This window comes from Streptomyces sp. NBC_01803 (assembly GCF_035917415.1).
GTDB lineage: Bacteria > Actinomycetota > Actinomycetes > Streptomycetales > Streptomycetaceae > Streptomyces.
The window spans coordinates 2109879-2134529 of the sequence record NZ_CP109073.1 but is presented as its reverse complement, the minus strand read 5'-3'; the positions used below and the strand labels follow the sequence as shown (position 1 = coordinate 2134529).

The following is a 24651-nucleotide window of genomic DNA, read 5'->3' as shown; positions in this document are numbered from 1 at the left end:
TGCCACCGCACGCCCCACCGCGCGCCCGCGCGTTGACCGGGCGTGCGCCCGAACAGCAGGCCACGGGCGATGAAACACCCTTTCTGGCACGGTCGCAGTTGGCGAAAGGCACCCCATGCCCTCGGTGGCGCGGTCTAGTGTCCATGTCATGGTTGTTCGGCAACTCTGTGAACCCGGGGACTTGGATATCCTCCGGCCGCTGCCCGGCCGCCCGGCCGCCGCGCAGCGGGTGAGCGCCGTCGCCGCGGCGGACGGGCTGGCCCGGGTGGCCGTGGCCACCGCCGCGCCCTGGTTCCCCGGCTTCGGAGAGTTGCTGGTGCTCGAACCCGGCTCCGGTCGGCCGCCGGAGCGGCTGACCCTGGTGCGCCGGGCGCCGGGAGCCGTCGTGCGGGATCTGGTGCTCAGCCGCGGCGGGGCCGCGCTGACCGCCTCGCTCGGTGGGAACGACGAGCAGCACGTCGGGGAGGTCGTGCACTGGGAGGCCGGGGAACGTTGGCGCCGCCTCGTCAACCGCCCGCTGTACATGGGGTACGGCGAGCCCGGCGGCGTCCGGCTCGCGGTCAGCGGCGACGGGCGCACGATCGCGGGGTGCGATCAGGGCAGCCGCACCGTCGTCGCCTGGGCGGCGGCGGACGGCCGTCAGGTGGCCGAGCCGCCGGGGGTCGGCGGCAGCGAGACCGTCGCCGTGGACACGGACGGCTCCCGGCTGGCGTTCCGGCTGTGCCGCCCCTGGGAGCGGGCGCCGGACGGCGGCGTCGCGGTCCTCGGCATCGGCAGTGGCGCCGACGCCGACTGTGGCACGGGCACGGGCACCGGCACCGGCTTCGCGGCGGAGGGCATGGCGGCGGAGGGCGCGGCGGCGGAGGGCATGGCGGCGGAGGGCATGGCGGCGGAGGGCATGGCGGCGGAGGGCATGGCGGTCCACGCGACGGGGCTCGATTGGTGCTCCGGGCTGGTGTTCGACCCCGAGGGGCGGTCGCTGGCGGCGGTCGGCACGGTGGCGGGGGCCGCGGCCGGGGTGATCGTGGACCTGGCGACGGGGGAACGGGTGGGACGGGCGCTGGCCGCGCTGCCGGGGGAGGCGTGGCAGCAGATCGTGCGGCCGGTGTGGGGCGCTGACGGGCCACGGGCCGCCGTCCGCGCGGGGCGGACCGTGACCGTATGGGATCTCAAGGACGGCGAACGGCTGCTCTCCGTCCCCGAGCTGGGCCGGTCCACGGCCTGGACGCTCACCCCCGACGGCCGCGCGCTGGTCGTCGCCACCACTGCCGAGGTACGCGCTTACCACCTCGAATGACAGGCAAGGACCGGCCCCGTGACCACCACCGATCTGCTCCGTCTCCTCGACTCCCGTCCCAGCGAAGCCGGTTGGCGGGAGCTGTGCGGCCTGCTCGAACGGCTCGACGAGCGGCGGCTCGCCGCCGTCACTTCCCGCGTGCTGTGCTGGCCGGGCGGCCAGCGACCGATGCCCGACCACTGGTGGGCCCAGTGGGTGGCCGGTGACATCCGCCCCTACCACGCCCTGGCCGGTACCCGCCGCCTCGGACGGCTCGACAACGTGGAGACCGGGACCGTGCCGGTGCCCGCCGAAGTCGACTTCGCGGACGAGCTCGTCAACGAGCTGCTGGACGAACTTCTGCATGACACGGGGTACTTCGCCTCGCGGGGCGGCACCGACGCCGACGGAGCCGGTGGCATCGACGGCGCCCACGGCGGCCGGGACGGGTACTTCTACAACGGCGCCAGCGCCGTCGGCGCCCCGCCCGGCCTGCGCTGGCTGGCCCTGGCCGCCGCCGCCGAATGGCACCACAACGGCGGCGACATCGTCCGCTGGGACACCACCCGCGACGCTCCGCTCCAGTGGTATCTCGGCGGCGGGGAGTACCACGACGAGGCGTACGACCTGCACGTCAGCCCGGACGGCCGGACGGTGGTGACGGCCGTGGAGGGGCGCTGGCACGCCTGGTCGGCGCGGACCGGCGAGCCGCTGTGGGAGATCGGCCCGGCGCCGGAGAAGGATGTCTGTCTCAGCCGGGACGACCTCGTGCGGTTCGCGTTCTCCGGGGACGGACAGCGGCTGGCCGTGGGGACCGGCAGCTCCGACCTGGTCGCCGTACTGGACGCGGCGACGGGCCGGATGCTGCTGCGCGTGCCCGAAGTGCGCGACGCCTTCGGGCCGGTGGCCCTCGACTGGCGCGGGCGGCTGCTCGCGCACGCGGGACCGGCCGGGCGGGTCGTGCTGCGGGACGTGGCCACCGGCGCCGTGCTGGCCACCGCCGAGACCGGGCTCACCTCGGTGGGCGCGCTGGCCGTCGCGCCGGACGGCAGCGGCCTGTTCGCGGTGGGTGGCGCGGTCGGCGGCTCCCCCGAGGGGGCCGGTCTGGCCACGGCGGCCAGACCGGCCGCGCGGCTGTTCGCACTGCGCGAGGAGGCCGGTGAACTCACCGTCAATCCGGGGGGGTTCCTGCGGCCCACCGGATTCACCGAGGGCCTCGACGCCGACTCGCCCACCGCCGCCGTCACCACCCGGGCGATCTGGACGGCGGCAGGCCCGTTCGCCTTCATCGGCGCCGACTTCGGCTCCGTGCTCTTCAACGGCCGGGGCCAGACGCTGTGGGCCGACCCGGCGAGCGCGCTCGCCGCGTTCACGCCGGACGGCCGGGCCCTGGTCGTCGTGCAGGAGGAGATCGACGCCTGGTTCCTGGACGGGCTGGCGCTGCCCGACGACGCCGCGCCGCCGCCCGCGCTGGACTGCCCGGGGGAGGTGCTGCTCACCGGTCTGCCCGCGACCCTGGTCGGCGACGGGGACAGCGGCGGCGGGGACAGCGGCGGGGACAGCGACGCCAGCGGCGAACTCCCCTGCTCCCACTGGTCGGTGACCGTGGCCGCCATCTCCGACGACGCCCGCGCCCTGGCGTTCTGCGCGAAGCTCGACCGCGGCTCGGCCGACCGTCCGCACGTGCTGTGCCGCTGGCCGGACGCGGACGCGCCCGCCGCCGTCTCGCTGCTGCCCGCCGTCGAGGGCGCCGCCTACCTCGCCGATGTCCTCTTCGCCCCGGGCGGCGATGTCGTGGCCCGCGCGCTGCTCGGGGACGAGCCGTGCCTCGTCCTCACCGACGTGACCACCGGCCGCACCCGCTGGCACCATCCGCTGCCGCCCGCCGCGCCGCACGGCCGCGACCGGCTGCGGCTCGCGTTCAGCGCCGACGGCTCACGGCTCGCGCTGACCTCGCACACCCTGGGCCGGGTCGTCGTCCTCGACTCCGGGACAGGAGAAACGATCTGCGTGGTGACCGAGCCCGCCCGGTACGCGGAGCACTGGCGCCGGCTGCGCGTCGACATGGCGGCCCTGGACGCCACCGGCGAGCGCGTCGCGTTCGGCGCCCGCGACGGACTCAGCCGCGTCACCGTCCGCGACGTGGCCACCGGCAAGACGCTACTGCGGGCCGAGCCCGCGCGGCTGCGGCAGACCACCGGGCTGGCGTTCGCCCCGGACGGCACGCGGCTCGCCGTCGCCGGCTCCACGGACGACGGGCACGCCGCGCTGTGGACGCTGCCGCTGACCGGGGACGGGGAGGTCCCGCCGGTCATGCCCCGGATCGCGGTCCGGGATCTGTCGATGCACGATCAGCCAGACGGCACGCTGGTGTGGTCGGCGGGGGCCGACGGGCCCAGGGCGTACTTCCCCGGCAGCCACGGCTGGGGCGCGGTCTGGGACGCGGCGACGGGCGCGATCCTGGCGCACATGCCGTTCGGCCGGGCCGACGGCGGGGTGGCGCTCGCGCCGGACGGGCGGGCGCTGGTCACGGTGACGCAGTACGGGGCGCGGCGGTGGCCGCTGTAGGTCGGGCGGGTCAGGAGCACCACCAGAGGAAGCAGTCGTCCTCGTCCTCGGTGGGGGAGGGGGACGGCTGCTCCGTGGGCGTCGGCTCACCCGGGGTGGGGGACGGGCTCTCGGTGGGGGTGGGCGCGGTGGGTGTCGCGGAGGGCGTGCCGTCGCCGGGCGGCGTCTCGATGGCGCCGCTCTCGTCGACAGTGGGCTGAGTCTCGTCCTCGTCCGCGCCGCGCTCCCCGTCCCCGTCCCCGTCCTCGTCCTCGTCCGGGTTCTCCTTGTCGGCCTCGGCGTCGCCGGTCGCCTCCGCCGAGCCGCCGGGCGCGGTCGGCAGCGGCATGGGCCCGTCGGAGCCGCCGTCACCGCCGCTGTCGCCGTTCTCGCCGTCCCCGGGCTCCCCGGACGGCTCGGGGGAGTCCGCCGCGTCGGTGTCCCGCTCGGGGTCGATCGAGGGGACGAAGGCCGGCATCCCCACGTCGCCGACCTCCGCGACGCCGAGGCCGAGCACAGTGACGCCGAGCAGTGTGGCGGCGAGGTAGCGCCGCCCGGTGCGGCGCACGAGAGCGTGCCGTTTCCCGCTGCCGGGCGTGGCGACCGCCTCGTTCCCGTCACGGTCCTCGGCAACGGCGCCGGCGGGGTCCCCGGCGAAGTCGTAGGCCCCGATGGCGGCCGTCGCGGGGCCGTCCGGGCCGTCCGGGGCGCTCGGGGCGCTCGGGCCGTATCCCCATGTGGTGTCGCCCCCCGGAGGCGGGTAGCTGTCGGCGTACTCACCGGCATACGGATCGGCCGGGGCGTAGGCGGTCGGGTCCGGGTCCGCCGGGTCGTGCCGAACGGCGTACTCGTCGGCCGGGGGACCGCCGTCGCTCGCGCCCGTGGCGCCGAGCGCGCCGTAAGCGGCGTAGTCACCGGCATACGGGTCGGCGCGGTAGGGCTCGGCGGGGTCGCCCGGTGTGCCGTAGGCGCTGGGTGGCTGGTGCGGCAGGCCGTACGGGGTGTGGTCGTCCGGGTGCGCGGTGGTGGGGTCGCCGTCCGTCGGGGTGTACGCGGCGGGCGAGTCGGTGCCGCCGGGTTCGTCGCCCGGCTGAGGGCGCGCCGGGTGGTAGGTCCCGGGATGGTTGCCGGTGGGTGGGAAGGGGGTGGCGCGGTAGCTGTCGTCGGGTCCGTCATGGGCGTCGTCCGCGGGGTCGCCCGGTGTGCCGTAGGCGCTGGGTGGCTGGTGCGGCAGGCCGTACGGGGTGTGGTCGTCCGGGTGCGCGGTGGTGGGGTCGCCGTCCGTCGGGTTGTGCGCGGCGGGCGAGTCGGTGCCGCCGGGTTCGTCGCCCGGCGGTTCGCCGCCCAGGCCGTAGCGGGAGTAGTCGGCCAGGGGCGGATCGGCCGGTATCCGGCCGCCGGCGGGGGACTCCCCCGCCGGATCGGGGAGTTCAGGCGGAGCGAGGGGCGCCGACCAGGGGGCAGCCGCGCCGCACCCCGGGCATATGAGCGCACCGTTGAGGTGCCTCTGGCATGTTACGCAGTAGTGCATGGCTCCTCGATCCGCGGCGACAGCAGTTGATGAAGTGGCGAACACCTTAGCGGCGGGCGCTGTTTGAGCCGGCGTTTGTCCGGAAAGGGCGACGGTGTCCGGCGGTGGCGGGCTATTCTGCCCTTCCCCCGGCGCCCTGTCGTCCCCGGCCACTACTCTTGGGGCCCATGTGCGGAAGGTATGCGGCGAGCCGGCGGCCCGAAGACCTGGTCGGGCTGTTCGACATCGAGCGGTGGGAGCCCGCCGAGGCCCTGCCCGCCGACTGGAACGTGGCGCCGACCAAGGAGGTCTACGCCGTCCTCGACCGCCCGGTCAAAGACGCGGGGCCCGCTCCTGTCCGCCAGCTCCGCGTCCTGCGCTGGGGACTCGTCCCGTCGTGGGCGAAGTCGCCGGACGTGGGCGTCAAGATGATCAACGCCCGGGCGGAGACCGTGCATGAGAAGCCGGCGTACCGCCGCCCCTTCGCCGCCCGCCGCTGCCTGCTCCCCGCCGACGGGTACTACGAGTGGGTCACCGGCGCGGACGAGCGGGAGGAAGAGGTGAAGGGGAAGCGGAAGCGGCCCCGCAAGCAGCCGTACTTCGTGACGCCCGCCGACGGATCGGTGATGGCGCTCGCCGGGCTGTTCGAGTTCTGGCGCGACAGCACGCTGCCCGACGATCACCCCCGGGCCTGGTGGGCGACGTGCGCGGTGATCACCACCGAGGCCGAGACCAGCCCCCTCCCCGGCGCGGACGCCGAGGGCCGCGACGGGCCCGCGCCGCGCTCGCTCGCCGACATCCATCCCCGCATGCCGCTGGCCCTCCCGCCGGAGCGCTGGGACGCCTGGCTGGACCCGGGCCGCTCCGACCCGGACGAGATACGCGCCCTGCTGGCGCCGCCGCCGCCCGGCCGGTTCCGGGCGTACCCGGTGCCCGTCGCGGTCAGCAACGTACGGAACAACGGGCCCGAGCTGGTCACGGAGCTGCCCGCCCCCGAGGAGGCGACCCTCTTCTAGGGCCGGTGGACGCTCCGGGAGGAATGCGGTGCCCGGTGCGGGTGTTGTCACGGTCGACACACACTCGTAGAGGGAGATCCGCCCCGATGGGTTCCATCGCATGCCCCGCGCGCCCCGTGAGCCCCGTGAGCCGGACCGTCCGACGGACGGCGGCCGAGGTGGACTGGGCGACGCTGCGGCTGGCCGCCGAGCGGTCGTCCCGACCGGCGAAGGCGGCCGGTCGTCGTCTATCCTCCGAAGCGGATGAGCCCATGAGCGGGCTCCTGACGCTTGCGGAGGAGGTGGGTCCGGTCACCGGGACGGACGAGGGGACGCACGAGGAGACCGAAGCCGAGCGCAACGCGCGTTTCGAACGCGACGCGCTGGGCTATCTGGACCAGATGTACTCCGCTGCCCTGCGGATGACACGCAACCCGGCGGACGCCGAGGACCTGGTGCAGGAGACGTACGCGAAGGCGTACGGCTCGTTCCACCAGTTCCGCCAGGGCACCAACCTCAAGGCGTGGATGTACCGCATCCTCACCAACACCTTCATCAACTCGTACCGCAAGAAGCAGCGGGAGCCGCAGCGCAGCGCGGCCGAGGACATCGAGGACTGGCAGCTCGCGCGGGCCGAATCGCACATGTCCACCGGGCTGCGGTCGGCCGAGTCCCAGGCCCTGGACCACCTGCCCGATTCCGACGTCAAGCAGGCCCTCCAGGCGATCCCCGAGGAGTTCCGTATCGCCGTCTATCTGGCGGACGTCGAGGGGTTTGCCTACAAGGAGATCGCGGACATCATGGGTACCCCGATCGGCACGGTGATGTCCCGGCTGCACCGCGGCCGTCGGCAGCTCCGCGACATGCTCGCGGATTACGCGCGCGAGCGCGGCCTCGTCCCGGCCGGGTCTCAGGAAGGCTCAGGATCATGAGTGACGAACAGTCGCACCCGAAGGACTGCTCCGAGGTCCTGGACCGCCTGTACGAGTATCTGGACCGCGAGATGCCGGACGGCGATTGCGCGAAGTTCCAGGAGCACATCGACGACTGCTCTCCGTGTCTGGAGAAATACGGACTGGAGCAGTCGGTGAAGAAGCTCGTCAAGCGCTGCTGCGGTCACGACGATGTGCCGGCGGATCTGCGGGCCAAGGTGCTCGGGCGGATCGACCTGATCCGCGCCGGGGAAGCCCCTGCCCCCGCCCCTGCCCCGACCGTGACCCCGCTCTCCGAGCGGCCCGCCGCCGAGTAGCGGCTCCCGCGTCTCCCGGCGGCCCCGCGCGCGTGTCCCGTGCGCGGGACCGCCGTTTCCCGTCCCGCCGCTCGTCCGCCGTCTCGCGCGCCCCGTCCGGCTGTCCCATCCTGTGAGCAGGCACCTGTCCGCCCATGGTTGGATGCGGTCCGGGACGGACAGGAGAAGTGTGAAGTGCACGCTACCAAGCGGGAATCAGGCAGGACATCGTGAGGATCTTCGGCAGGGTCCGACAGCGGCCGTCCACGGACTGGCGGCTGGCCACCAACCGGGCGTTCACCCTCATCGACGACGGCCGCTACGAGGACGCGGACGCGCTTCTGACGCGCGCCGCCGACCTGGAGCCGTGGCTGTCGGAGTCCTGGTTCAACCTGGCGCTGCTGCACAAGTTCCGGCACGACTGGGAGCTGGCGCGCTCGGCCGGGCTGCGGGCCGTGGCCCTGCTGGAGAAGGACGCCAACGCACCCGATTGGTGGAACGTCGGAATCGCGGCGACCGCCCTCCAGGACTGGCCGCTGGCCCGGCGCGCCTGGCAGGCGTACGGGCTGCCGGTGCCCGGGGCGCACTCGCTCACCGACGAGCCGCTCGGCATGGACCTGGGCGGGGCCGCCGTCCGGCTCTCGCCCGAGGGCGAGGCCGAGGTCGTATGGGGCCGGCGCCTGGATCCCGCCAGGATCGAGGTGCAGAACATCCCGCTGCCCTCCTCCGGGCGGCGCTGGGGCGAGGTGGTGCTGCACGACGGCGTCCCGCGCGGCGAGCGGACGACGATGAGCGGGGGCATCGCCTCCGCCTATCCGGTCTTCGACGAGATCGAGCTGTGGGCGCCCTCGGCGGTTCCCACCTGGGTGGTGCTGATCGAGGCGGCCACCGAGGCCGACCGGGACGCGCTGGAGCGGCTGGCGGCCGACGCCGGGTACGCGGCGGAGGACTGGTCGTCATCGGTGCGGCTGCTGTGCCGGGCTTGCTCGGAGAGCCGGATGCCGAGCGAGGAGGGCGACGGCATGGCGCTGCACGATCCGCACGACCACAGCGCGCCGGGCGCCCCGGGACCGCTGGGGCACACGGGCGCGGGCGTGAGCGGGCTGTGGTCGCCGGAGCGCGAGTGCGGGCTGGCCGCGCCGGGCTCCCTGGTGCGCGGGCTGCTGGACGGCTGGGTCGCGGACAGCCCGGACACCAGAGATTGGCGGGATCTCGAAGAGGTCTGCTGAGGGCCGGATCGGGTGCCCCGGCGCTGGCCGTAAGCTGTATGGATCAGCGCGGAGCATCACCGAAAGGCGTACAGGCCGACATGGCGCAGCAAGAGACCGATGAGCGGGTCAGCGACGAGTTCATCGACGACACGCACGACTGTGCGGAGCGGGAGCAGGCGTACCGCGAGCGCGGCACGGCCCGGCCGATCACCGTCGTCGGCCATCCGCTGCTGCACAAGGAATGCCAGGACGTCACGGAGTTCGACGACACACTCGCGGCGCTGATCGACGACATGTTCGCCAGCCAGCGCGCCGCCGAGGGCGTGGGGCTCGCGGCGAACCAGATCGGTGTGGACCTGAAGGTCTTCGTCTACGACTGCATGGACGACGACGGCGTCCGGCATGTCGGCGTCGTCTGCAACCCGGTGCTGGACGAGCTCCCCGCCGACGCCCGGGTGCTGGACGACAACAACGAGGGCTGCCTGTCCGTCCCGACCGCCTACTGGGAGCTGCCGCGCCCGGACTACGCGGTGGTGCGCGGCCAGGACGCGGCGGGCGAGCCGATCGCGGTGCGCGGCACCGGGTATTTCGCCCGCTGCCTCCAGCACGAGACGGATCACCTCTACGGCCGCCTGTACATCGACCGGCTCTCCAAGCGGGACCGGAAGAAGGCGCTGGCGATGATGGACGAGGGCACGCCGCGCTACGAGACGGTGCCCAACGCCTAGTCGGCGCCGGGGAGAAGAGCGGCGGGACGTCGTCACAGGGCCGGACCTCTGACGTCCCGCTCGCATGGTTGACGCGCGTTGACCGATGGGCCACCCTCGGAGCTATCTACCTCTCACCCCACGGAGGCGGCATGTACAGACGCGCGGTACGCATCCTGCTCACATTTGTCATGGTCGCGTCAGCAGCGTTGGTCGGGACGGTCACCACGGCCGGCACCGCCCACGCCGACGGTTGCTACACCTGGGGCCGCACCCTCAGCCAGGGCATGCAGGGCGAGGACGTGCGCCAGCTCCAGATCCGGGTCTCCGGCTACCCCGGCTACGGCAACGTGCTCGCGCTCGACGGCGACTACGGTCCGGCCACGGCGGCGGCGGTCCAGCGCTTCCAGTCCGCGTACGGGCTCGCGGCCGACGGCGTCGCCGGATCGCAGACGTTCACCAAGCTCTACGCCCTCCAGGACGACGACTGCACGCCGATCCACTTCTCCTACGCGGAGATGAACCGCTGCAACTCGGACTGGTCGGGCGGCGCGGTCAGCGCCTCCCAGGCGCGGGCGAACGCCCTGGTCAACATGTGGCGGCTGGAGGCGATGCGGCACGCCCTGGGCGATGTGGCGATCACCACCAGCAGCGGCTTCCGGTCCTACGCCTGCAACAGCGCGGCCGGCGGCTCCTCCACCAGCCGTCACCTGTACGGGGACGCCGTCGACCTGGTCGGCAGCCCGTCGTTGTGCACCCTGGCCCAGCGGGCGCGCTACCACGGCTTCCGCGAGATCCTCGGCCCCGGCTACCCGGACCACAACGACCACACGCACCTGGCGCACAAGTCCTCGCAGACCTGGTCCGCCCCGAACTGCGGCGTCTGAGCGCGGACCGACCACAGCGGTCCACGGCGGCGACGGTCCGCCCCCGCCCCGCACCGGGGCGGGCCGTGCGCCGCCGCCGGGAAGCACCCGGCGGCGGCGCCCTGTCAGAAGTCGTCGTCGAACGAGACGGTCCCCTCGACCGCGACCTGGTAGGCGGAGGCGCGGCGCTCGAAGAAGTTCGTCAGCTCCTGGACGTTCTGCAACTCCATGAAGGAGAACGGGTTCTCCGAGCCGAACACCGGCTTCAGGCCGAGCCGGACCAGCCGCTGGTCGGCCACGCACTCCAGATAGGCGCGCATCGACTCGGTGTTCATACCCGGCAGCCCCTCGCCGCACAGGTCGCGGGCGAACTGGAGCTCGGCCTCGACGGCTTCGCACAGCATCGCGGTGACCTCGCGCTCCAGCCCCTCGTCGAACAGGCCGGGCTCCTCGCGCCGGACCGTGTCCACCACCGAGAACGCGAAGTCCATGTGCATGCTCTCGTCCCGGAACACCCAGTTGGTGCCGGTGGCCAGACCGTGCAGCAGGCCGCGCGAGCGGAACCAGTACACGTAGGCGAAGGCGCCGTAGAAGAACAGGCCCTCGATGCAGGCGGCGAAGCAGATCAGGTTGAGCAGGAAACGGCGCCGCTCGGCCGCCGTTTCGAGCCGGTCGATCTTCTCCACCGCGTCCATCCAGCGGAAGCAGAACTGGGCCTTCTCGCGGATGGACGGGATGTTCTCCACGGCCGCGAACGCCGCCACCCGCTCGTCCGGATCGGGCAGATAGGTGTCCAGCAGCGTCAGATAGAACTGGACGTGCACCGCCTCCTCGAAGAGCTGCCGGGACAGATACAGCCGCGCCTCGGGGGAGTTGATGTGTTTGTAGAGGGTGAGCACCAGGTTGTTCGCGACGATCGAGTCGCCGGTCGCGAAGAACGCCACCAGGCGGCCGATCATGTGCCGTTCGCCGGGGGAGAGCTTCGCCAGGTCGGCCACGTCCGAGTGCAGATCGACCTCCTCCACCGTCCAGGTGTTCTTGATGGCGTCCCGGTACCGGTCGTAGAACTCGGGATAGCGCATTGGGCGCAGCGTCAGCTCGAAGCCCGGGTCGAGCAGGCTCTTGGGGTCGGCCGGGGTGGTCACTGGCACGCCTCGCAGGACTCGGGGTTCTCCAGGGAGCAGGCCACGGCCTCGGGCTCCGCGACGGCGACGGCGACGGGCGCGGACACCCGGGCGGACTGGGCGATCCGGGTGGCGGGGCGGGAGCGCAGGTAGTACGTCGTCTTCAGACCGCGCTTCCAGGCGTAGGCGTACATCGAGCTGAGCTTGCCGATGGTCGGCGCGGCCAGGAACAGGTTGAGCGACTGGCTCTGGTCCAGATACGGGGTGCGCGCGGCGGCCATGTCGATCAGGGCGCGCTGCGGGATCTCCCACGCCGTGCGGTACAACTCCCGCACCTCGTCCGGCAGTCCGGGCAGCGCGGCCACCGAGCCGTTCGCCGCGCGCAGCGCCTCCCGGGTGGCGGCGTCCCAGCGGCCCAGCCGCTTCAGCTCCGCCACCAGATAGGCGTTGACCTGGAGGAACTCCCCGCTCAGCGTCTCGCGCTTGAACAGGTTGGACACCTGCGGCTCGATGCACTCGTACACCCCGGCGATCGAGGCGATGGTGGCGGTCGGGGCGATGGCGAGCAGCAGCGAGTTGCGCAGGCCGGTGCGGGCGACGCGGGCGCGCAGGGCGAGCCAGCGGGCGGCCCAGGTGGGCTCGGCGTCGGGGTAGTGGTCGGGGTGGAACACGCCCCGGGCGGTGCGGGTGTCGACCCACGCGGGGTGCGGGCCGTGCCGCTCGGCGAGGTCGGCGGAGGTCTCGTAGGCGGTGAGCATGATCCGCTCGGCGATCCGGGTGGACAGCTCGCGGGCCTCGGGAGAGTCGAACGGCAGCCGCAGCCGGAAGAAGACGTCCTGGAGGCCCATCACGCCGAGACCGACCGGCCGCCAGCGGGAGTTGGAGGTGGCGGCCTCTCCGGTCGGGTAGTAGTTGATGTCCACCACCCGGTCCAGGAAGGTGACGGCGGTGCGGACGGTGGCGTCCAGCTGGTCCCAGTCCACCGCGCCGTCGGCGCCGAGGTGCGCGGCCAGGTTGACCGAGCCGAGGTTGCACACGGCGGTCTGGCCGTCGTCGGTGACCTCCAGGATCTCGGTGCAGAGGTTCGAGGAGTGCACGACCGAGCCGGGCCGCGCGGTCTGGTTGGCCGTGCGGTTGGCCGCGTCCTTGAACGTCATCCAGCCGTTGCCGGTCTGGGCGAGGGTCCGCATCATCCGGGCATACAACTGCCGCGCGGGCACGGTCCGCAGCGCCCGGCCCTCGGCCTCGGCCCGGCGGTACGCCGCGTCGAAGTCGTCGCCCCACAGGTCCACCAGCCCGGGCACGTCCACCGGGGAGAACAGCGACCAGTCGGCGTCCGCCTCGACCCGGCGCATGAACTCGTCCGGAACCCAGTGCGCGATGTTGAGGTTGTGGGTGCGGCGGGCCTCCTCCCCGGTGTTGTCCCGCAGTTCGAGGAACTCCTCGATGTCCGCGTGCCAGGTCTCCAGGTAGACGCAGGCCGCGCCCTTGCGCCGGCCGCCCTGGTTCACCGCGGCGACCGAGGAGTCGAGGGTGCGCAGGAACGGGACGATGCCGTTGGACGTGCCGTTGGTGCCCCGGATGAGTGAACCCCGGGCCCTGATCCGGGACCAGGACAGGCCGATCCCGCCGGCGTGCTTCGAGAGCCGGGCGATCTGGTGGTACCGCTCGTAGATCGAGTCCAGCTCGTCCCGGGGGGAGTCCAGCAGATAGCAGGAGGACATCTGGGGGTGGCGCGTCCCGGAGTTGAACAGGGTGGGGGAGGACGGCAGATAGGCCAGGGAGTGGGTCAGCCGGTACAGCTCGGCCACCTCGTCGAGAGCCCGCTCGGAGTCGTCCTCGGCCAGTCCGCAGGCGACCCGGAGCAGGAAGTGCTGCGGGGTCTCGATGACCTTGCGGGTGATCGGGTGCCGCAGCACATAGCGGGACTCGACGGTGCGCAGCCCGAAATACTCGAAGCGGTCGTCGGCGCCGTCCGCGACGGCCCGCTCCACGAGCGCGTCCAGCCGGTCGGCATGCCGCGCGGTGAACGCGGCGGCGCGGTCGGCGATCAGCCCCTCGCGGTGACCCACGGCGACGGACGCGGAGAACGACACCGCGCCCTGCCCGGCGGCCTCCTCCCGGATGGCGAGGGTGAGCAACCGGGCCGCGAGCCGCGAGTAGGCCGGCTCCTCCGCGATGAGCCCGGCGGCGGCCTCGATGGCGAGCGCCCGCCGGCCGGCCTCGTCCGAGCCGGGGTGGGTTCCGCGGGCGACCGCCTCCGTGACGCGGCCGGGGTCGGCGGCGGGCAGGTCGGCGGTCAGCTCGGCCAGCGTGCGCGACAGCGCGGCTGTGGCGGGCTCCACGGGTGCGACGGGTGCGATGGTCACTCGGTCTCTCCCTCGGTTCGCGATGGCCCCGACGGGGGCGGGGTGGCGGGCGCGCGAAGGCATGCGGGTGCCACGGCTGTGGCACAGCAAAGACATGAGCGCGTGTCCGCCACCGGCCCCACTCGCGAGGCCCGGACTGTTCGATGCCGTTCGCGGGTGGCCGGACTCGCCATGGGCAGCACGAAACAGCCCATCGCACACCGTTGTGGGACAGCTCCGGATTCGCACCGGATTCCCTGCGGCGACAGCGAGTTGAGCATACATCTAGTGCTGGTGGATGCGAGAGCCCCTATATGTTGTGCCGTTGGTCTCGCCTGGGAGCAAGGTCAACTGCGAATGCGTGAAGAAGGTGCCCGGCGAGGAACGCCCAGTCGCGTTCCGGCGCCCGAACGAACCCCAGCCGCCCGTACAGCCGATGCGCCGTGTGCATGTGCGACTGAGTGGAAATGATGACACGCTTCAGCCCCCGCGCCCGGGCGCGTCGCAGGCACTCGCGCACCAGCGCCTCGCCCGCCCCCCGGCCACGCGCCTCGGGCCGCACCGCCAGCATCCTGAACTCGGCCTCGCCCTCCCGGGCGATATTGGCGAACTCCCCGCCATCCCCCACGAAGGTGACCGTCCCGAGCAGCTCGCCCGCCACCCCGCCCGCCGTGCCCACCGCCACCAGCAGCTCGGCGTGGGCCGCGCGGCGCGCGGCGTCCCGCAGCTCCACGAGATACTCGTCGTCCGCCCCGAACGTCAGCAGGCCGTCCCCGAGATAGACCCGGGCGCACAGCTCGCCCACCGCGTCGTACTCTTCCGGCCCGGCGTCCCTGATCACGATGTCCATGCACGCAGTGTGACCGAGGGGTCTGACAATTCTCACCCGGTTATCGCTCAGCGCCGCGTGCGCAGCACGAAGAAACCCGCCTCCTCGGCCAGGACGGCGTACTCGGCCTCCGGATAGAGCTGCCGGGCGTAGGCGACCACCGAGCGCGCCGTCCGGGAGGCGTCGTAGTAGGCGAGATACTCGGGCGCTCCGCCGTCGCCCTGCCCGATCCAGAACACCCGGCAGCGGCCGGTGAGATGGGAGATCGGGCGGACGTTGGCCGCCACCTCCGCGCCGTCCGGCACCACCGCCAGCACCCGCGCGCCCGCCTCGGCGGCCGGTCCCGCGCGGTAGGTGTCGGCGCGGGTCAGCGCGGCGGCGGGGAGGGTGGTGCTCAGCGCCAGCGCGGCGGCCACGGCCGCGGCCGGCACGTGGTGGGCGTACGCGCGCAGCCAGGGCCGCGGCGAGTGGCGGGCGCGGTCGAGGGCGTCGGTCAGGGCCAGGGCGGTGATGGGCATCAGGACGGCGCTGTAGTGCCAGTCGGTGCTCCAGTAGTGCGGCTCCTGGGAGACGAGGCGCCACCCGAGCGTCGGCAGCGCGGCGATCAGCAGCGGTGAACGCAGCGCGAGCAGCCCGGTGGTGGGCACCAGCACCCACAGCAGCGTGCGGAACTTCTCCTCGCCGCCGGTCAGGAGCTGGTCGAGGGGCCCGCCGCCGTCCTCGCCGAGCTTGGTCCAGTAGTCGTACTCGCCGCCCGTGTTGAAGCCCGGTATGACCACGCTGACGATCAGGCCGCAGGCCAGCACGCAGAACGCGGCGACGGCCAGCGCGGTCGGCGCGGCCCGGCCGTGCCGCGCCCGGCGCGCCCGGACGGCGACGACGATCGCGAGGGCCGCGGCCGTCATCCCCAGGTCCTCCTTGACGAGCAGCAGCGGCAGCGCCCAGCACAGGGCGGCGCGCCAGCGCTCCCGCAGCACCGCCTCCAGCGCGAAGGCGATCAGCGGCACCGCGAAGCAGATCTCGTGGAAGTCGAAGTCGACGGCGCGCTGCACGCCCCACGACAGCCCGTAGGCCACGCCGATCGCCGCGCCCCGGGCGCGGCCGAGGAGGAACGCCGCGGCGCGCGTCACCGGGACGACCGCGAGGGCGAACAGCGCGGCCTGGGCGACGAGAAGGGTCACCGGGGTCGGGAACACCCGGTAGAACGGGGCGATCAGCGCGGTGATCGGACTGAAGTGGTCGCCCAGGATCGGGAAGCCGGCGCCCTTGAGGTCCGACACCGGGGCCTTCAGGCCGGCGTAGGAGCGGACGACCTGCTCGAAGATGCCCAGATCCCAGGAGCGGTTCTCGAAGCGGCGGTAACGGGTCACCGACAGCGCCGCGTAGACGGCGAAGAAGGCCAGGGCCAGCAGGTAGGGGTCGCGCCGGCCGACCGCCGCCGGGCGTATTCGCGCGGGCGGCGGCGTGTCCGTCGCGCCGTCGGTGGTGGCGGGCGGGGAGGTCATGATCATCGGGGCACCGGGTCGGGAGGCGGTCACCGGCCGGGGGAGCCGGGATCTCTGCTGCGAATACGCTCCACACCCCGCCACCGGTTGACAACCCCCGGGCAAAAAAACCGGCCCGAACCGTCCCCTCACGAAAAGTGACGGCCCGGGCCGGCGGCGACCGCCGGGTCTCAGCAGCAGCCGCGATGGTGGCCGTCGCGCGGATCGGCGTACCGCTCGTCGACGCGGCGGTGCTCGAACTCGCGGCGGCTCAGGACCCGTGCCGCCGGGTCCGCGCGGCGGGTCCGTTCCACATAGCGGTCGTAGGCGTTCTCCCCGGTGAACTCGGTGACGTACCAGCGCAGCCAGGCGGCGGCCCGGCGCGGGGCGGCGGTCAGCTTCACTCCCGTACCTCCTTCTCGGGGCCCGCCGGGATGCCGCCGCCGGGTCCGAGCCCGGCCGCGGCCAGCTCGGCCCGTTCCGCCCGGGTCGGGATGAGCCCGGCCGGGGCGATCAGCCGGGACGGGGTGTACGGCGACTCACGCGGGCGCGCGGAGCCGGGGTTCCGTACCGCCTTCACACACACCCGCAGGGCGTCGGCGAAGATCACCAGGACGAGCAGCGCGAGCCCGGCGGACAGGGCCGCGTCCACCGTCGCGTTGTTCACGATGGTCCGCATGTCGCCCATGTCCTGGGCTCCGGTGAGCAGTCGGCCGCCGTCGATGCCGTCCTGGTACAGATCGCGACGGGCGAGGAAGCCGACGGCCGGGTCGCCCGAGAAGACCTTCTGCCAGCTCGCGGTGAGAGTGACCAGCGAGACCCAGGTCAGGGGCAGCAGCGTGACCCACACGTGGCGCAGCCGGCCGGACTTCACCAGCAGGACCGTGCAGATGGCCAGGGCGACGGCCGCGAGGAGCTGGTTCGAGATGCCGAAGACGGGATAGAGCGTGTTGATGCCGCCGAGCGGATCGTTGACCCCGACCCACAGCAGATAGCCCCAGAGCGCCACCACGATCGCGCTGGTCAGCCACACCCCGGGCAGCCAGGCCGAGGAGCGCAGCCGGCCGAGCCGGGGATGCACGCTCGCCAGCGCGTCCTGGAGGATGAACCGGCCGACCCGGGTGCCGGCGTCTATGGCGGTAAGGATGAACAGCGCCTCAAACATGATCGCGAAGTGGTACCAGAAGCTCATCATGCTGTCGCCGCCGATGACGTCGGCCAGGATCCCGGCCAGTCCGAGCGCGAGGGTCGGCGCCCCACCCGTGCGGGAGAGCAGCGATTCCTCCTCCACGGATTCGGCGGCGGCGGTGAGCTGTTCCGGGGTGAGCGTGAACCCCCAGGAGGATATGGTGTCCGCCGCCGACTGCACGGTGTCGCCGATGGCGGCGGGCGGCGCGTTCATCGCGAAGTACACGCCGGGGTCCAGCACACAGGCGGCGGTGATCGCCATCATCGCGACCGAGGACTCCATCAGCATCGCGCCGTAGCCGATGGTGCGGATCTGGCTCTCCTTCTGGATCATCTTCGGAGTGGTGCCCGAGGAGATCAGCGAGTGGAAGCCGGAGACCGCGCCGCAGGCGATGGTGATGAAGACGAACGGGAAGAGCGAGCCGGCGAAGACCGGCCCCTCGCCGTTGGCCGCGAAGTCGGTGACCGCCTCCATCTTCAGGGAGGGCAGCGTGACCACGATGGCCAGGGCGAGCAGCCCGATGGTGCCGATCTTCATGAACGTGGACAGGTAGTCGCGCGGCACCAGCAGCAGCCACACCGGCATCACCGAGGCCGCGAAGCCGTAGAGCACCAGCCAGATCACCAGGGTCCGGGGATCGAGGGTGAACGCGGCGGCGAGGTCGGACTCCGCGATCCAGCGGCCCCCGGCGATGACGAGCAGCAGCAGGGCCACGCCGATGACGGTGACCTCGGCGACCTTCCCCGGCCGCAGATGGCGCAGGTAGACGCCCATGAACAGGGCGATGGGGATGGTCATGCCGACCGAGAACGCGCCCCAGGGCGACTCGGCCAGGGCGTTGACGACGACGAGGGCCAGCACCGCCAGCAGGATGATCATGATGCTGAAGATCGCGATCACCGCGGCGACGCCGCCCACCGGGCCGATCTCCTCGCGGGCGATCTGGCCCAGGCTCTTGCCGTCGCGTCTGGTGGAGAAGAAGAGCACCACCATGTCCTGGACGGCCCCGGCGAAGATGACGCCGACGACGATCCAGATGGTGCCGGGCAGATATCCCATCTGCGCCGCGAGCACCGGGCCGACCAGCGGTCCGGCGCCCGAGATGCCGGCGAAGTGGTGGCCGAGCAGCACCCGCCGGTCGGTGGGGTGGTAGTCGAGGCCGTCGTTCAGCCGCTCGGCGGGGGTGGCCCGGGTGGGGTCGGCTCTCAGCACCCGGGTGGCGATGAAGCGGGCGTAGAAGCGGTACCCGATGGCGTACGAGCCGAGCGCCGCGGCGATCATCCAGGCGGCCGAGACCTCCTCGCCGCGGGCGAGCGCCAGCATGGCCCAGCCGGTCGCGCCCACGATGGCGACGGCGGTCCAGACGGCGACGGACCGCGGGGCGAACCGGCGGTCGGTCGACCGCTGTGACGGGTGTTCCTCGTGTGACGTGTGGGGGGGTGGGGGTTGCACGGTGTCCTCCGGCCTGTCCTCCTTGACTGACAGGCCCGGAATCTAGGCCCTGGGCGGCCGGATGACCATGGGGCCGTGAGGGCTACCCCGCCGGGTCGGCCGGACGGGTGGGGTGGGGCCGCTCCAGATTCGCCACGAACTTGTACCGGTCGCCCCGGTACACCGAGCGCACCCACTCCACGGGCTCGCCCCGGGTGTCCCGCGAGTGCCGGGAGAGCATCAGCATCGGCAGGCCCACATCCGTGCCGAGCAGCCCGGCCTCGCGCGGGTTGGCCAGCGAGGTCTCGATGGTCTCCTCGGCGCGGGCGAGATGGACGTCGTAGACCTCGGCCAGCGCCATGTAGAGCGAGGTGTACCGCACCAGGCTGCGGCGCAGGGCGGGGAAGCGCTCCTGCGACAGGTGGGTGGTCTCGATCGCCATCGGCTCGCCGCTGGCCAGCCGCAGCCGCTCGATGCGCAGTACCCGGCCGCCCTCGGGCAGGTCCAGCAGGCGGCTGAGCCGCTCGTCGGCGGTGATGTAGCCGATCTCCAGGAGCTGCGAGGTCGGCTCCAGGCCCTGGGCGCGCATGTCCTCGGTGTAGGAGGTGAGCTGGAGGGACTGGGAGACCTTCGGCTTGGCGACAAAGGTGCCCTTGCCCTGGATGCGCTCCAGGCGCCCCTCGACGACCAGCTCCTGGAGGGCCTGGCGGACGGTGGTGCGCGAGGTATCGAACTCGGTGGCCAGCGTCCGCTCCGGCGGCACGGGCGTGCCCGGCGGCAGGGTCTCGGTCATCTCCAGCAGATGCCGCTTGAGCCGGTAGTACTTCGGGACGCGGGCGGTGCGACCGCGGTCCGCCGCCTCGGGTCCCTGGCCGGCCGGGCCGTTGGTCGTCGCTCCCCCGTCCGCGGCCATGGCCCGCCTTCCCGACTTGTTCCGTTCTCCCGTCACCGGCTCCTCCGAGACATCGCGGCTCACATCGTGACATGGGCGTAAGGACGGCGGCGGCGCCGGACAGATGTCGGTCCGGTAACGGACGGCCGCCCCCGCTCGTGGACCCTTGACACCCCCACTTGGTCTAGTCCAAGCTCCGCTTCAACTGGTCTACACCTCTTGTCCACACCATGAGCGTAACGGCCGCCCCCGGGCCACGAGTGAGGGGGCCGGCCCTTGTGAGGAGGGTGAAGTGAAGCGCAAGCTGATCGCCGCCATCGGCGCGGCGGCGCTGACGGCCACCGTGGCCGCCTGCGGCTCCGACGGCGGCGGCGGTGGGGGCGGCGGCGCCGGCTCCATCACTGTCTGGCTGATGGACGGCTCCGCCCCGCAGGCGTGGCTCGACGAGCTCAACGCCGCGTTCGAGGCGGAGCACGGAGTCGAGGTCGACGTCGAGATCCAGCAGTGGGACGGCATCCAGGACCGGGTCACCACGGCCCTGTCCGAGGACGGCACCGTCGACGTGCTGGAGATCGGCAACACCCAGACCGTCGGCTACGCCAACACCGGCGGCCTGGCCGACCTCGAAGAGCTCGCCGACGAGCCCTGGGCGGCGAACATGCTCGCCTCCGCCGAGGTGGACGACACCCTCTACGCCGTGCCGTGGTACGGCGCCAACCGCGTCGTCATCTACGACAAGGGCGTCTGGGCCGAGGCCGGCGCCGAGGTGCCCACCACCCGCGAGGAGTGGATCGAGGCCCTGGAGCTGATCGACGAGAACACCGACGCCGAGCCCCTCTACCTGCCCGGACAGAGCTACTACGTGCTGGGCGGCTTCATCGCCGACGAGGGCGGCTCCTTCGCCGTCGAGGACGGCGACGAGTGGACCGGCGCCCTGGCCACGCCCGAGGGCGAGGCCGGCATGGACTTCTACCGCGAGCTCCAGTCGTTCTCCGACTCCCCGACCGACAACGACGAGGCGTCCCCGCAGCAGTCGACCGATGTCGTGCCCAACCAGGAGGTCGCCTCCTGGATCGGCCTGGGCTGGGAGGCGGGCGGCGCCGTCGACGCCATCGAGGAGCAGGGCGGCGAGGCCGACTTCGGCTACTTCCCGATCCCCGGCAAGACCGCCGACGAGCTCGGCCACGTCTTCCTCGGCGGCTCCAACCTCGCCGTCTCCGAGCGGGCCGGTGACCGGGAGCTGGCCACCGAGTGGCTGCGGATGGCCACCTCCCGGGAGTGGGCGCAGAAGTACGTCGACGCCAACGGCGACGGCGTGGTACCCGGCCGCACCGACGTCACCGCCGAGCCCGGGGCCGGCAGCTTCGCCGAGGCCATGGTCCGGTCCGCCGGCGTCGGCTTCCTGCCGCCGCTCACCACCGGCTGGGCCAACGTCGAGGCGCAGCCCAACCCCATCAAGGAGCTGATGACCAAGGCCCTCAACGGCGACGACTACCGGTCCGCCGCCGAGGAGGCCGACGCGGAGATCACCACCCGCATCAACCGCGAATAGCCCGCGTCCCCGGGGTGCCGCCGCCCCACCGTCCGGCGGCACCCTCCGTTCCCCCGCGGAGGAATCCACCCGCATGTCCGTGCCCATCGAGGAAGCCCCACCCCGGATGCCCGGCCCACCGGCCGCCATCCCGCCAGGCCCCCCGGAGCGGCGCCGCGTGCCGACCGGCTGGGTGCCGTACCTGCTGATCGCGCCGGCGGTCGCGGCCATGCTCGCGGTCCTCGGCTACGCGCTCGTCCGCAACGTCCTCATCTCCCTCCAGGAGTTCGGCCGTCGCCAGCTCATCTCCCGGACCACCGAGTGGACCGGCCTGGACAACTACCGCGCCGTCGTGGAGAACGAGCGGTTCTGGGACTCGGTCGTCAGGACCTTCGTCTTCATGGCCGTCAACGTGCTGTTGATCATGGTCATCGGCACCCTGATCGGCCTGCTCCTGGGCGCCCTCGGCCGGAAGACGCGGCTGCTGCTGTCCGTCGCGCTGGTGGCCGCCTGGGCGATGCCCGTCATCGCCAGCACCACCGTCTTCCAGTGGCTGTTCGACACCCAGTTCGGCGTCGCCAACTGGGCGATGCGCGGCCTCGGCTTCGCCGGCTACGACCAGCACAACTGGTTCGCCACCGGCACCTCCACACTCGCCATCGTCACCGCGCTGATCGTCTGGGCGTCCGTGCCGTTCGTCGCGCTCAACCTCTACGCCGGGCTGACCACCATCAGCGGCGAGGTCTACGAGGCCGCGCGGGTGGACGGCGCCTCCGACTGGCGGATCTTCTGGTCCATCACCGCGCCGATCATGCGCCCGTTCTTCCTGATCACCACGTTCCTGGAGATCATCTGGGTCTTCAAGGCGTTCACCCAGATCTACGCCATGAACGGCGGCGGCCCCGACCGCGAGTCGGAGACCCTGCCCGTGATGGCCTACATGGAGGGCATGGGGCAGAACCAGTACGGCACGGCCGCCACGATCTCCGTGCTGACCCTGGTCATCCTCCTGATCGCCATGTCCTTCTACTTCCGCCTGATCCTCAAGCAGGAGAAGGAGCAGGAGCAGTCATGAAGACGCGGAAACCCTGGCTGAACGCGACGGCGCTGGTGCTGTCCGCGCTGTTCCTCTTTCCCGTGTACTGGATGTTCGTCACCTCCTTCAAGAGCAACTCCGAGGTGCTGACGAAGGATCCGGTCTTCCTCTTCACGCCCACCTTTGAGCACTACACCACCGCCACCGGTGTGGACCTGTTCTGGACCTATGTCGGCAACAGCCTCATGGTGACCGCCGGCGCCGTCCTGCTGGCCCTGGCGGTGGCGCTGGCGGCGAGCTACGCCCTCGCGCGGATGCGGTTCCGCGGGCGCCGCGGCATGGTGCTGGCCGTGATGACGGCCCAGATGGCGCCATGGGAAATCCTCATCATCGTGGTGTATCTCAACGCCCGCGACCTGGAGGCCCTCAACAGCCTGGGCTTCCTCACTCTCGTCTACTTCGTGATGGCGCTCCCCTTCACCATCTGGACGCTGCGCGGCTTCATCGCCGCCGTGCCCAGGGAGCTGGAGGAGTCCGCGATGATCGACGGCTGCGACCGCGCCCAGGCGTTCTTCCGCGTCATCTTCCCGCTGCTCGCCCCCGGCCTGATGGCGACCTCACTGTTCGGCTTCATCCTGGCGTGGAACGAATACGCCATGGTCCTCGTGCTCAACAAGGCGCCGGACAAGGCCACGCTGCCGCTGTGGCTCACCCAGTTCCAGACGAACTTCGGCAACGACTGGGGCGCGACGATGGCGGCCTCCTCCCTGTTCACCGTCCCGGTGCTGCTCGTCTTCCTCATCCTCCAGCGACGGGTCACCGGCGGTATGGCCGCGGGTGCCGTGAAGGGATAGCGCCCGCCCATGACGATCGCCGCGCACACCTCCGACACCCTGACCCGGGACGCCCTCGCCGTCCTCCAGCCGACGTTCGCCGGCACCACCACCGCCCCGGCCTGGCTGCCGCGGCAGTTGCGGAACGGGATGACCGGCGTCGGCCTCTTCGGGCGGAACGTCGTCTCGCTCGAACAACTGGCCGGACTCACCGCGCAGTTGCGCCAGGCCAGGCCCGATGTGCTGGTCGCGATCGACGAGGAGGGCGGCGACGTGACCCGGCTGGAGGTGCACGGCGGGTCCTCGTTCCCCGGCAACCACGCGCTCGGCAGCGTGGACGACCCGGAGCTGACCCGGGCCGTCGCCGCCGAGCTGGGGCGCCGGCTCGCGGCGGTCGGCGTCACCCTCAACTGGGCGCCCTCCGCCGACATCAACACCGACCCCCGCAATCCGGTGATCGGCGTCCGTTCCTTCGGCGACGACCCGGCGCTGGTCGCCCGCCACACCGTCGCCTACGTCACGGGTCTGCAGAGCGCGGGCGTCGCCGCCTGCGTCAAGCACTTCCCCGGCCACGGCAACACCAGCGTCGACTCCCATCTCGCGCTGCCCCGCGTGGACATCGACCTGGACACTCTCCACAGCCGCGAGCTGGTGCCGTTCAAGGCCGCCATCGCGGCCGGCGCCCGGTCGGTCATGAGCGCGCACATCCTGCTGCCCGCCCTCGACGCCGACCGGCCCGGCACCCTCAGCCCGGCCGTGCTCACCGGCCTGCTGCGCGCCCCGGTAAGTGCCGGGGGCCTCGGCTTCGAGGGGTTGATCTTCTCCGACGCCATCGAGATGCGGGCCGTCGCCGACACCTACGGCCTGGACCACGGCTGCGTCCTGGCCGTCGCCGCCGGGGTCGACGCGGTCTGCGTCGGCGGCACCCCCTCCGACGAGGCCGAGGTGCTGCGCCTGCGCGATGCCCTGGTCCGGGCCGTGCGCGCGGGCGAGCTGGCCGAGGATCGGCTGCACGACGCCGCCGAACGGGTGCGCGCCCTGGCCCGCTGGACCGCCGAGGCCCGCCGGAAGGCCCGGAACGACTCGGGGGCCGACGGGCGGGCCGGCGGGCCGGCGGCCGGTGACATCGGTCTGACCGCCGCCCGCCGCGCGCTGCGCGTCACGCCCGGTCCCGGCGCGGGCCCGTACGAGCCGCCGGCCGTCGCCCCCTACGTGGCCGTTCTCACCCCGGTGGCCAACAGCGCGGCCGGCGAGGACACCCCCTGGGGCGTCGGCGCCGAGCTGGCCCGGCTGCTGCCGGGCACCCGCACCGGCACGTTCGCCAGGGGCGACGCCGACCGCGGCGGCACGGACGCGCTCGCCGCCCATCTGCTGGACGCCGCGGGGGACCGGCCCCTGGTCGTCGTGGTCCGCGACGTCCACCGCCACCCCTGGATGGCCGCCGCGCTCGACGCGCTGATCGCCGCCCGCCCCGGCGCGACCGTCGTCGAGATGGGCGTGCCGCACGCGCCGCCCGTCGGCGGCCTGCACATCGCGACCCACGGCGCCGCCCGCGTCTGCGGCCGGGCCGCCGCCGAGGTCATCACGGGACAGCTCCCCACCCAGCCCTAGGAG

The 24651-nt window shown here is 72.7% G+C and carries 20 protein-coding genes and 1 riboswitch; of the genes, 12 read left to right on the top strand and 8 right to left on the bottom strand.

What is annotated here, in order from left to right; genetic code table 11:
• The first annotated feature begins 181 nt into the window (after window positions 1–181).
• Window positions 182–1297: a hypothetical protein gene (locus OIE51_RS09115; RefSeq protein WP_326596802.1), complete on the top strand. Its 1116-nt coding sequence runs from the start codon at window positions 182–184 to the stop codon at window positions 1295–1297.
• Between the two features lie 18 nt (window positions 1298–1315).
• Window positions 1316–3844 carry a WD40 repeat domain-containing protein gene (locus OIE51_RS09110; RefSeq protein WP_326596801.1) on the top strand — a complete coding sequence of 843 codons (2529 nt, stop codon included), beginning with the start codon at window positions 1316–1318 and terminating at the stop codon, window positions 3842–3844.
• Between the two features lie 10 nt (window positions 3845–3854).
• On the opposite strand, the gene OIE51_RS09105 is transcribed toward OIE51_RS09110, so the two are convergent.
• The gene (locus tag OIE51_RS09105) at window positions 3855–5354 is read right to left on the bottom strand and encodes a hypothetical protein (protein WP_326596799.1); all 1500 of its coding nucleotides are present in this window, start codon (window positions 5352–5354) and stop codon (window positions 3855–3857) included.
• A 167-nt stretch (window positions 5355–5521) separates the two neighbouring features.
• On the opposite strand from OIE51_RS09105, the gene OIE51_RS09100 reads away from it, so the two are divergent.
• The 6 genes from OIE51_RS09100 to OIE51_RS09075 all read left to right on the top strand — a co-directional run bounded on the left by OIE51_RS09100 (window position 5522) and on the right by OIE51_RS09075 (window position 10361).
• The gene (locus OIE51_RS09100; protein WP_326596796.1) at window positions 5522–6349 is read left to right on the top strand and encodes an SOS response-associated peptidase; all 828 of its coding nucleotides are present in this window, start codon (window positions 5522–5524) and stop codon (window positions 6347–6349) included.
• A gap of 281 nt (window positions 6350–6630) precedes the next feature.
• Window positions 6631–7260 (top strand): sigma-70 family RNA polymerase sigma factor, encoded by a 630-nt coding sequence (locus tag OIE51_RS09095; protein WP_442812045.1) that lies wholly within the window; start codon window positions 6631–6633, stop codon window positions 7258–7260.
• Entirely contained in the window at window positions 7257–7577 is a 321-nt protein-coding gene (rsrA, locus tag OIE51_RS09090; RefSeq protein ID WP_326596794.1) for a mycothiol system anti-sigma-R factor, read from the top strand. The genes OIE51_RS09095 and rsrA overlap by 4 nt, the downstream gene beginning before the upstream one ends.
• Before the next feature lie 209 nt (window positions 7578–7786).
• A complete protein-coding gene (locus OIE51_RS09085; RefSeq protein WP_326596793.1) occupies window positions 7787–8785 on the top strand; it encodes a tetratricopeptide repeat protein in 999 nt (332 codons plus the stop codon).
• Between the two features lie 80 nt (window positions 8786–8865).
• Window positions 8866–9495, top strand: a complete 630-nt coding sequence (def, locus tag OIE51_RS09080; RefSeq protein WP_326596791.1) for a peptide deformylase — start codon at window positions 8866–8868, stop codon at window positions 9493–9495.
• A 131-nt stretch (window positions 9496–9626) separates the two neighbouring features.
• Window positions 9627–10361 carry a D-Ala-D-Ala carboxypeptidase family metallohydrolase gene (locus OIE51_RS09075; RefSeq protein WP_326596789.1) on the top strand — a complete coding sequence of 245 codons (735 nt, stop codon included), beginning with the start codon at window positions 9627–9629 and terminating at the stop codon, window positions 10359–10361.
• Between the two features lie 104 nt (window positions 10362–10465).
• On the opposite strand, the gene OIE51_RS09070 is transcribed toward OIE51_RS09075, so the two are convergent.
• The 7 genes from OIE51_RS09070 to OIE51_RS09040 form a co-directional block, all read right to left on the bottom strand.
• Entirely contained in the window at window positions 10466–11422 is a 957-nt protein-coding gene (locus OIE51_RS09070; protein WP_326600573.1) for a ribonucleotide-diphosphate reductase subunit beta, read from the bottom strand.
• 59 nt (window positions 11423–11481) lie between these two features.
• Entirely contained in the window at window positions 11482–13833 is a 2352-nt protein-coding gene (locus OIE51_RS09065) for a ribonucleoside-diphosphate reductase subunit alpha (RefSeq protein WP_326596788.1), read from the bottom strand.
• 134 nt (window positions 13834–13967) lie between these two features.
• Window positions 13968–14133, bottom strand: a riboswitch (cobalamin riboswitch).
• Entirely contained in the window at window positions 14123–14662 is a 540-nt protein-coding gene (locus OIE51_RS09060) for a GNAT family N-acetyltransferase (RefSeq protein ID WP_326596787.1), read from the bottom strand. It overlaps the preceding riboswitch by 11 nt.
• A 47-nt stretch (window positions 14663–14709) precedes the next feature.
• Window positions 14710–16152, bottom strand: coding sequence for a DUF2079 domain-containing protein (locus OIE51_RS09055; RefSeq protein WP_326596786.1), 1443 nt, complete (start codon window positions 16150–16152; stop codon window positions 14710–14712).
• A 164-nt stretch (window positions 16153–16316) separates the two neighbouring features.
• A complete protein-coding gene (locus OIE51_RS09050) occupies window positions 16317–16529 on the bottom strand; it encodes a CstA-like transporter-associated (seleno)protein (protein WP_442811888.1) in 213 nt (70 codons plus the stop codon).
• Window positions 16526–18637, bottom strand: coding sequence for a carbon starvation CstA family protein (locus OIE51_RS09045; protein WP_326600571.1), 2112 nt, complete (start codon window positions 18635–18637; stop codon window positions 16526–16528). The genes OIE51_RS09050 and OIE51_RS09045 overlap by 4 nt, the downstream gene beginning before the upstream one ends.
• A gap of 211 nt (window positions 18638–18848) precedes the next feature.
• Entirely contained in the window at window positions 18849–19658 is an 810-nt protein-coding gene (locus tag OIE51_RS09040) for a GntR family transcriptional regulator (RefSeq protein WP_326600570.1), read from the bottom strand.
• Window positions 19659–19929: 271 nt separating this feature from the next.
• On the opposite strand from OIE51_RS09040, the gene OIE51_RS09035 reads away from it, so the two are divergent.
• The 4 genes from OIE51_RS09035 (at window position 19930) to OIE51_RS09020 (ending at window position 24648) form a co-directional block, all read left to right on the top strand.
• The gene (locus OIE51_RS09035; RefSeq protein ID WP_326596784.1) at window positions 19930–21189 is read left to right on the top strand and encodes an extracellular solute-binding protein; all 1260 of its coding nucleotides are present in this window, start codon (window positions 19930–19932) and stop codon (window positions 21187–21189) included.
• A gap of 73 nt (window positions 21190–21262) precedes the next feature.
• Window positions 21263–22243 carry a carbohydrate ABC transporter permease gene (locus OIE51_RS09030; RefSeq protein WP_326596782.1) on the top strand — a complete coding sequence of 327 codons (981 nt, stop codon included), beginning with the start codon at window positions 21263–21265 and terminating at the stop codon, window positions 22241–22243.
• The gene (locus tag OIE51_RS09025) at window positions 22240–23058 is read left to right on the top strand and encodes a carbohydrate ABC transporter permease (RefSeq protein WP_326596781.1); all 819 of its coding nucleotides are present in this window, start codon (window positions 22240–22242) and stop codon (window positions 23056–23058) included. The genes OIE51_RS09030 and OIE51_RS09025 overlap by 4 nt, the downstream gene beginning before the upstream one ends.
• A gap of 9 nt (window positions 23059–23067) precedes the next feature.
• Window positions 23068–24648 carry a glycoside hydrolase family 3 protein gene (locus OIE51_RS09020; protein WP_326596779.1) on the top strand — a complete coding sequence of 527 codons (1581 nt, stop codon included), beginning with the start codon at window positions 23068–23070 and terminating at the stop codon, window positions 24646–24648.
• Window positions 24649–24651 lie beyond the last annotated feature (3 nt).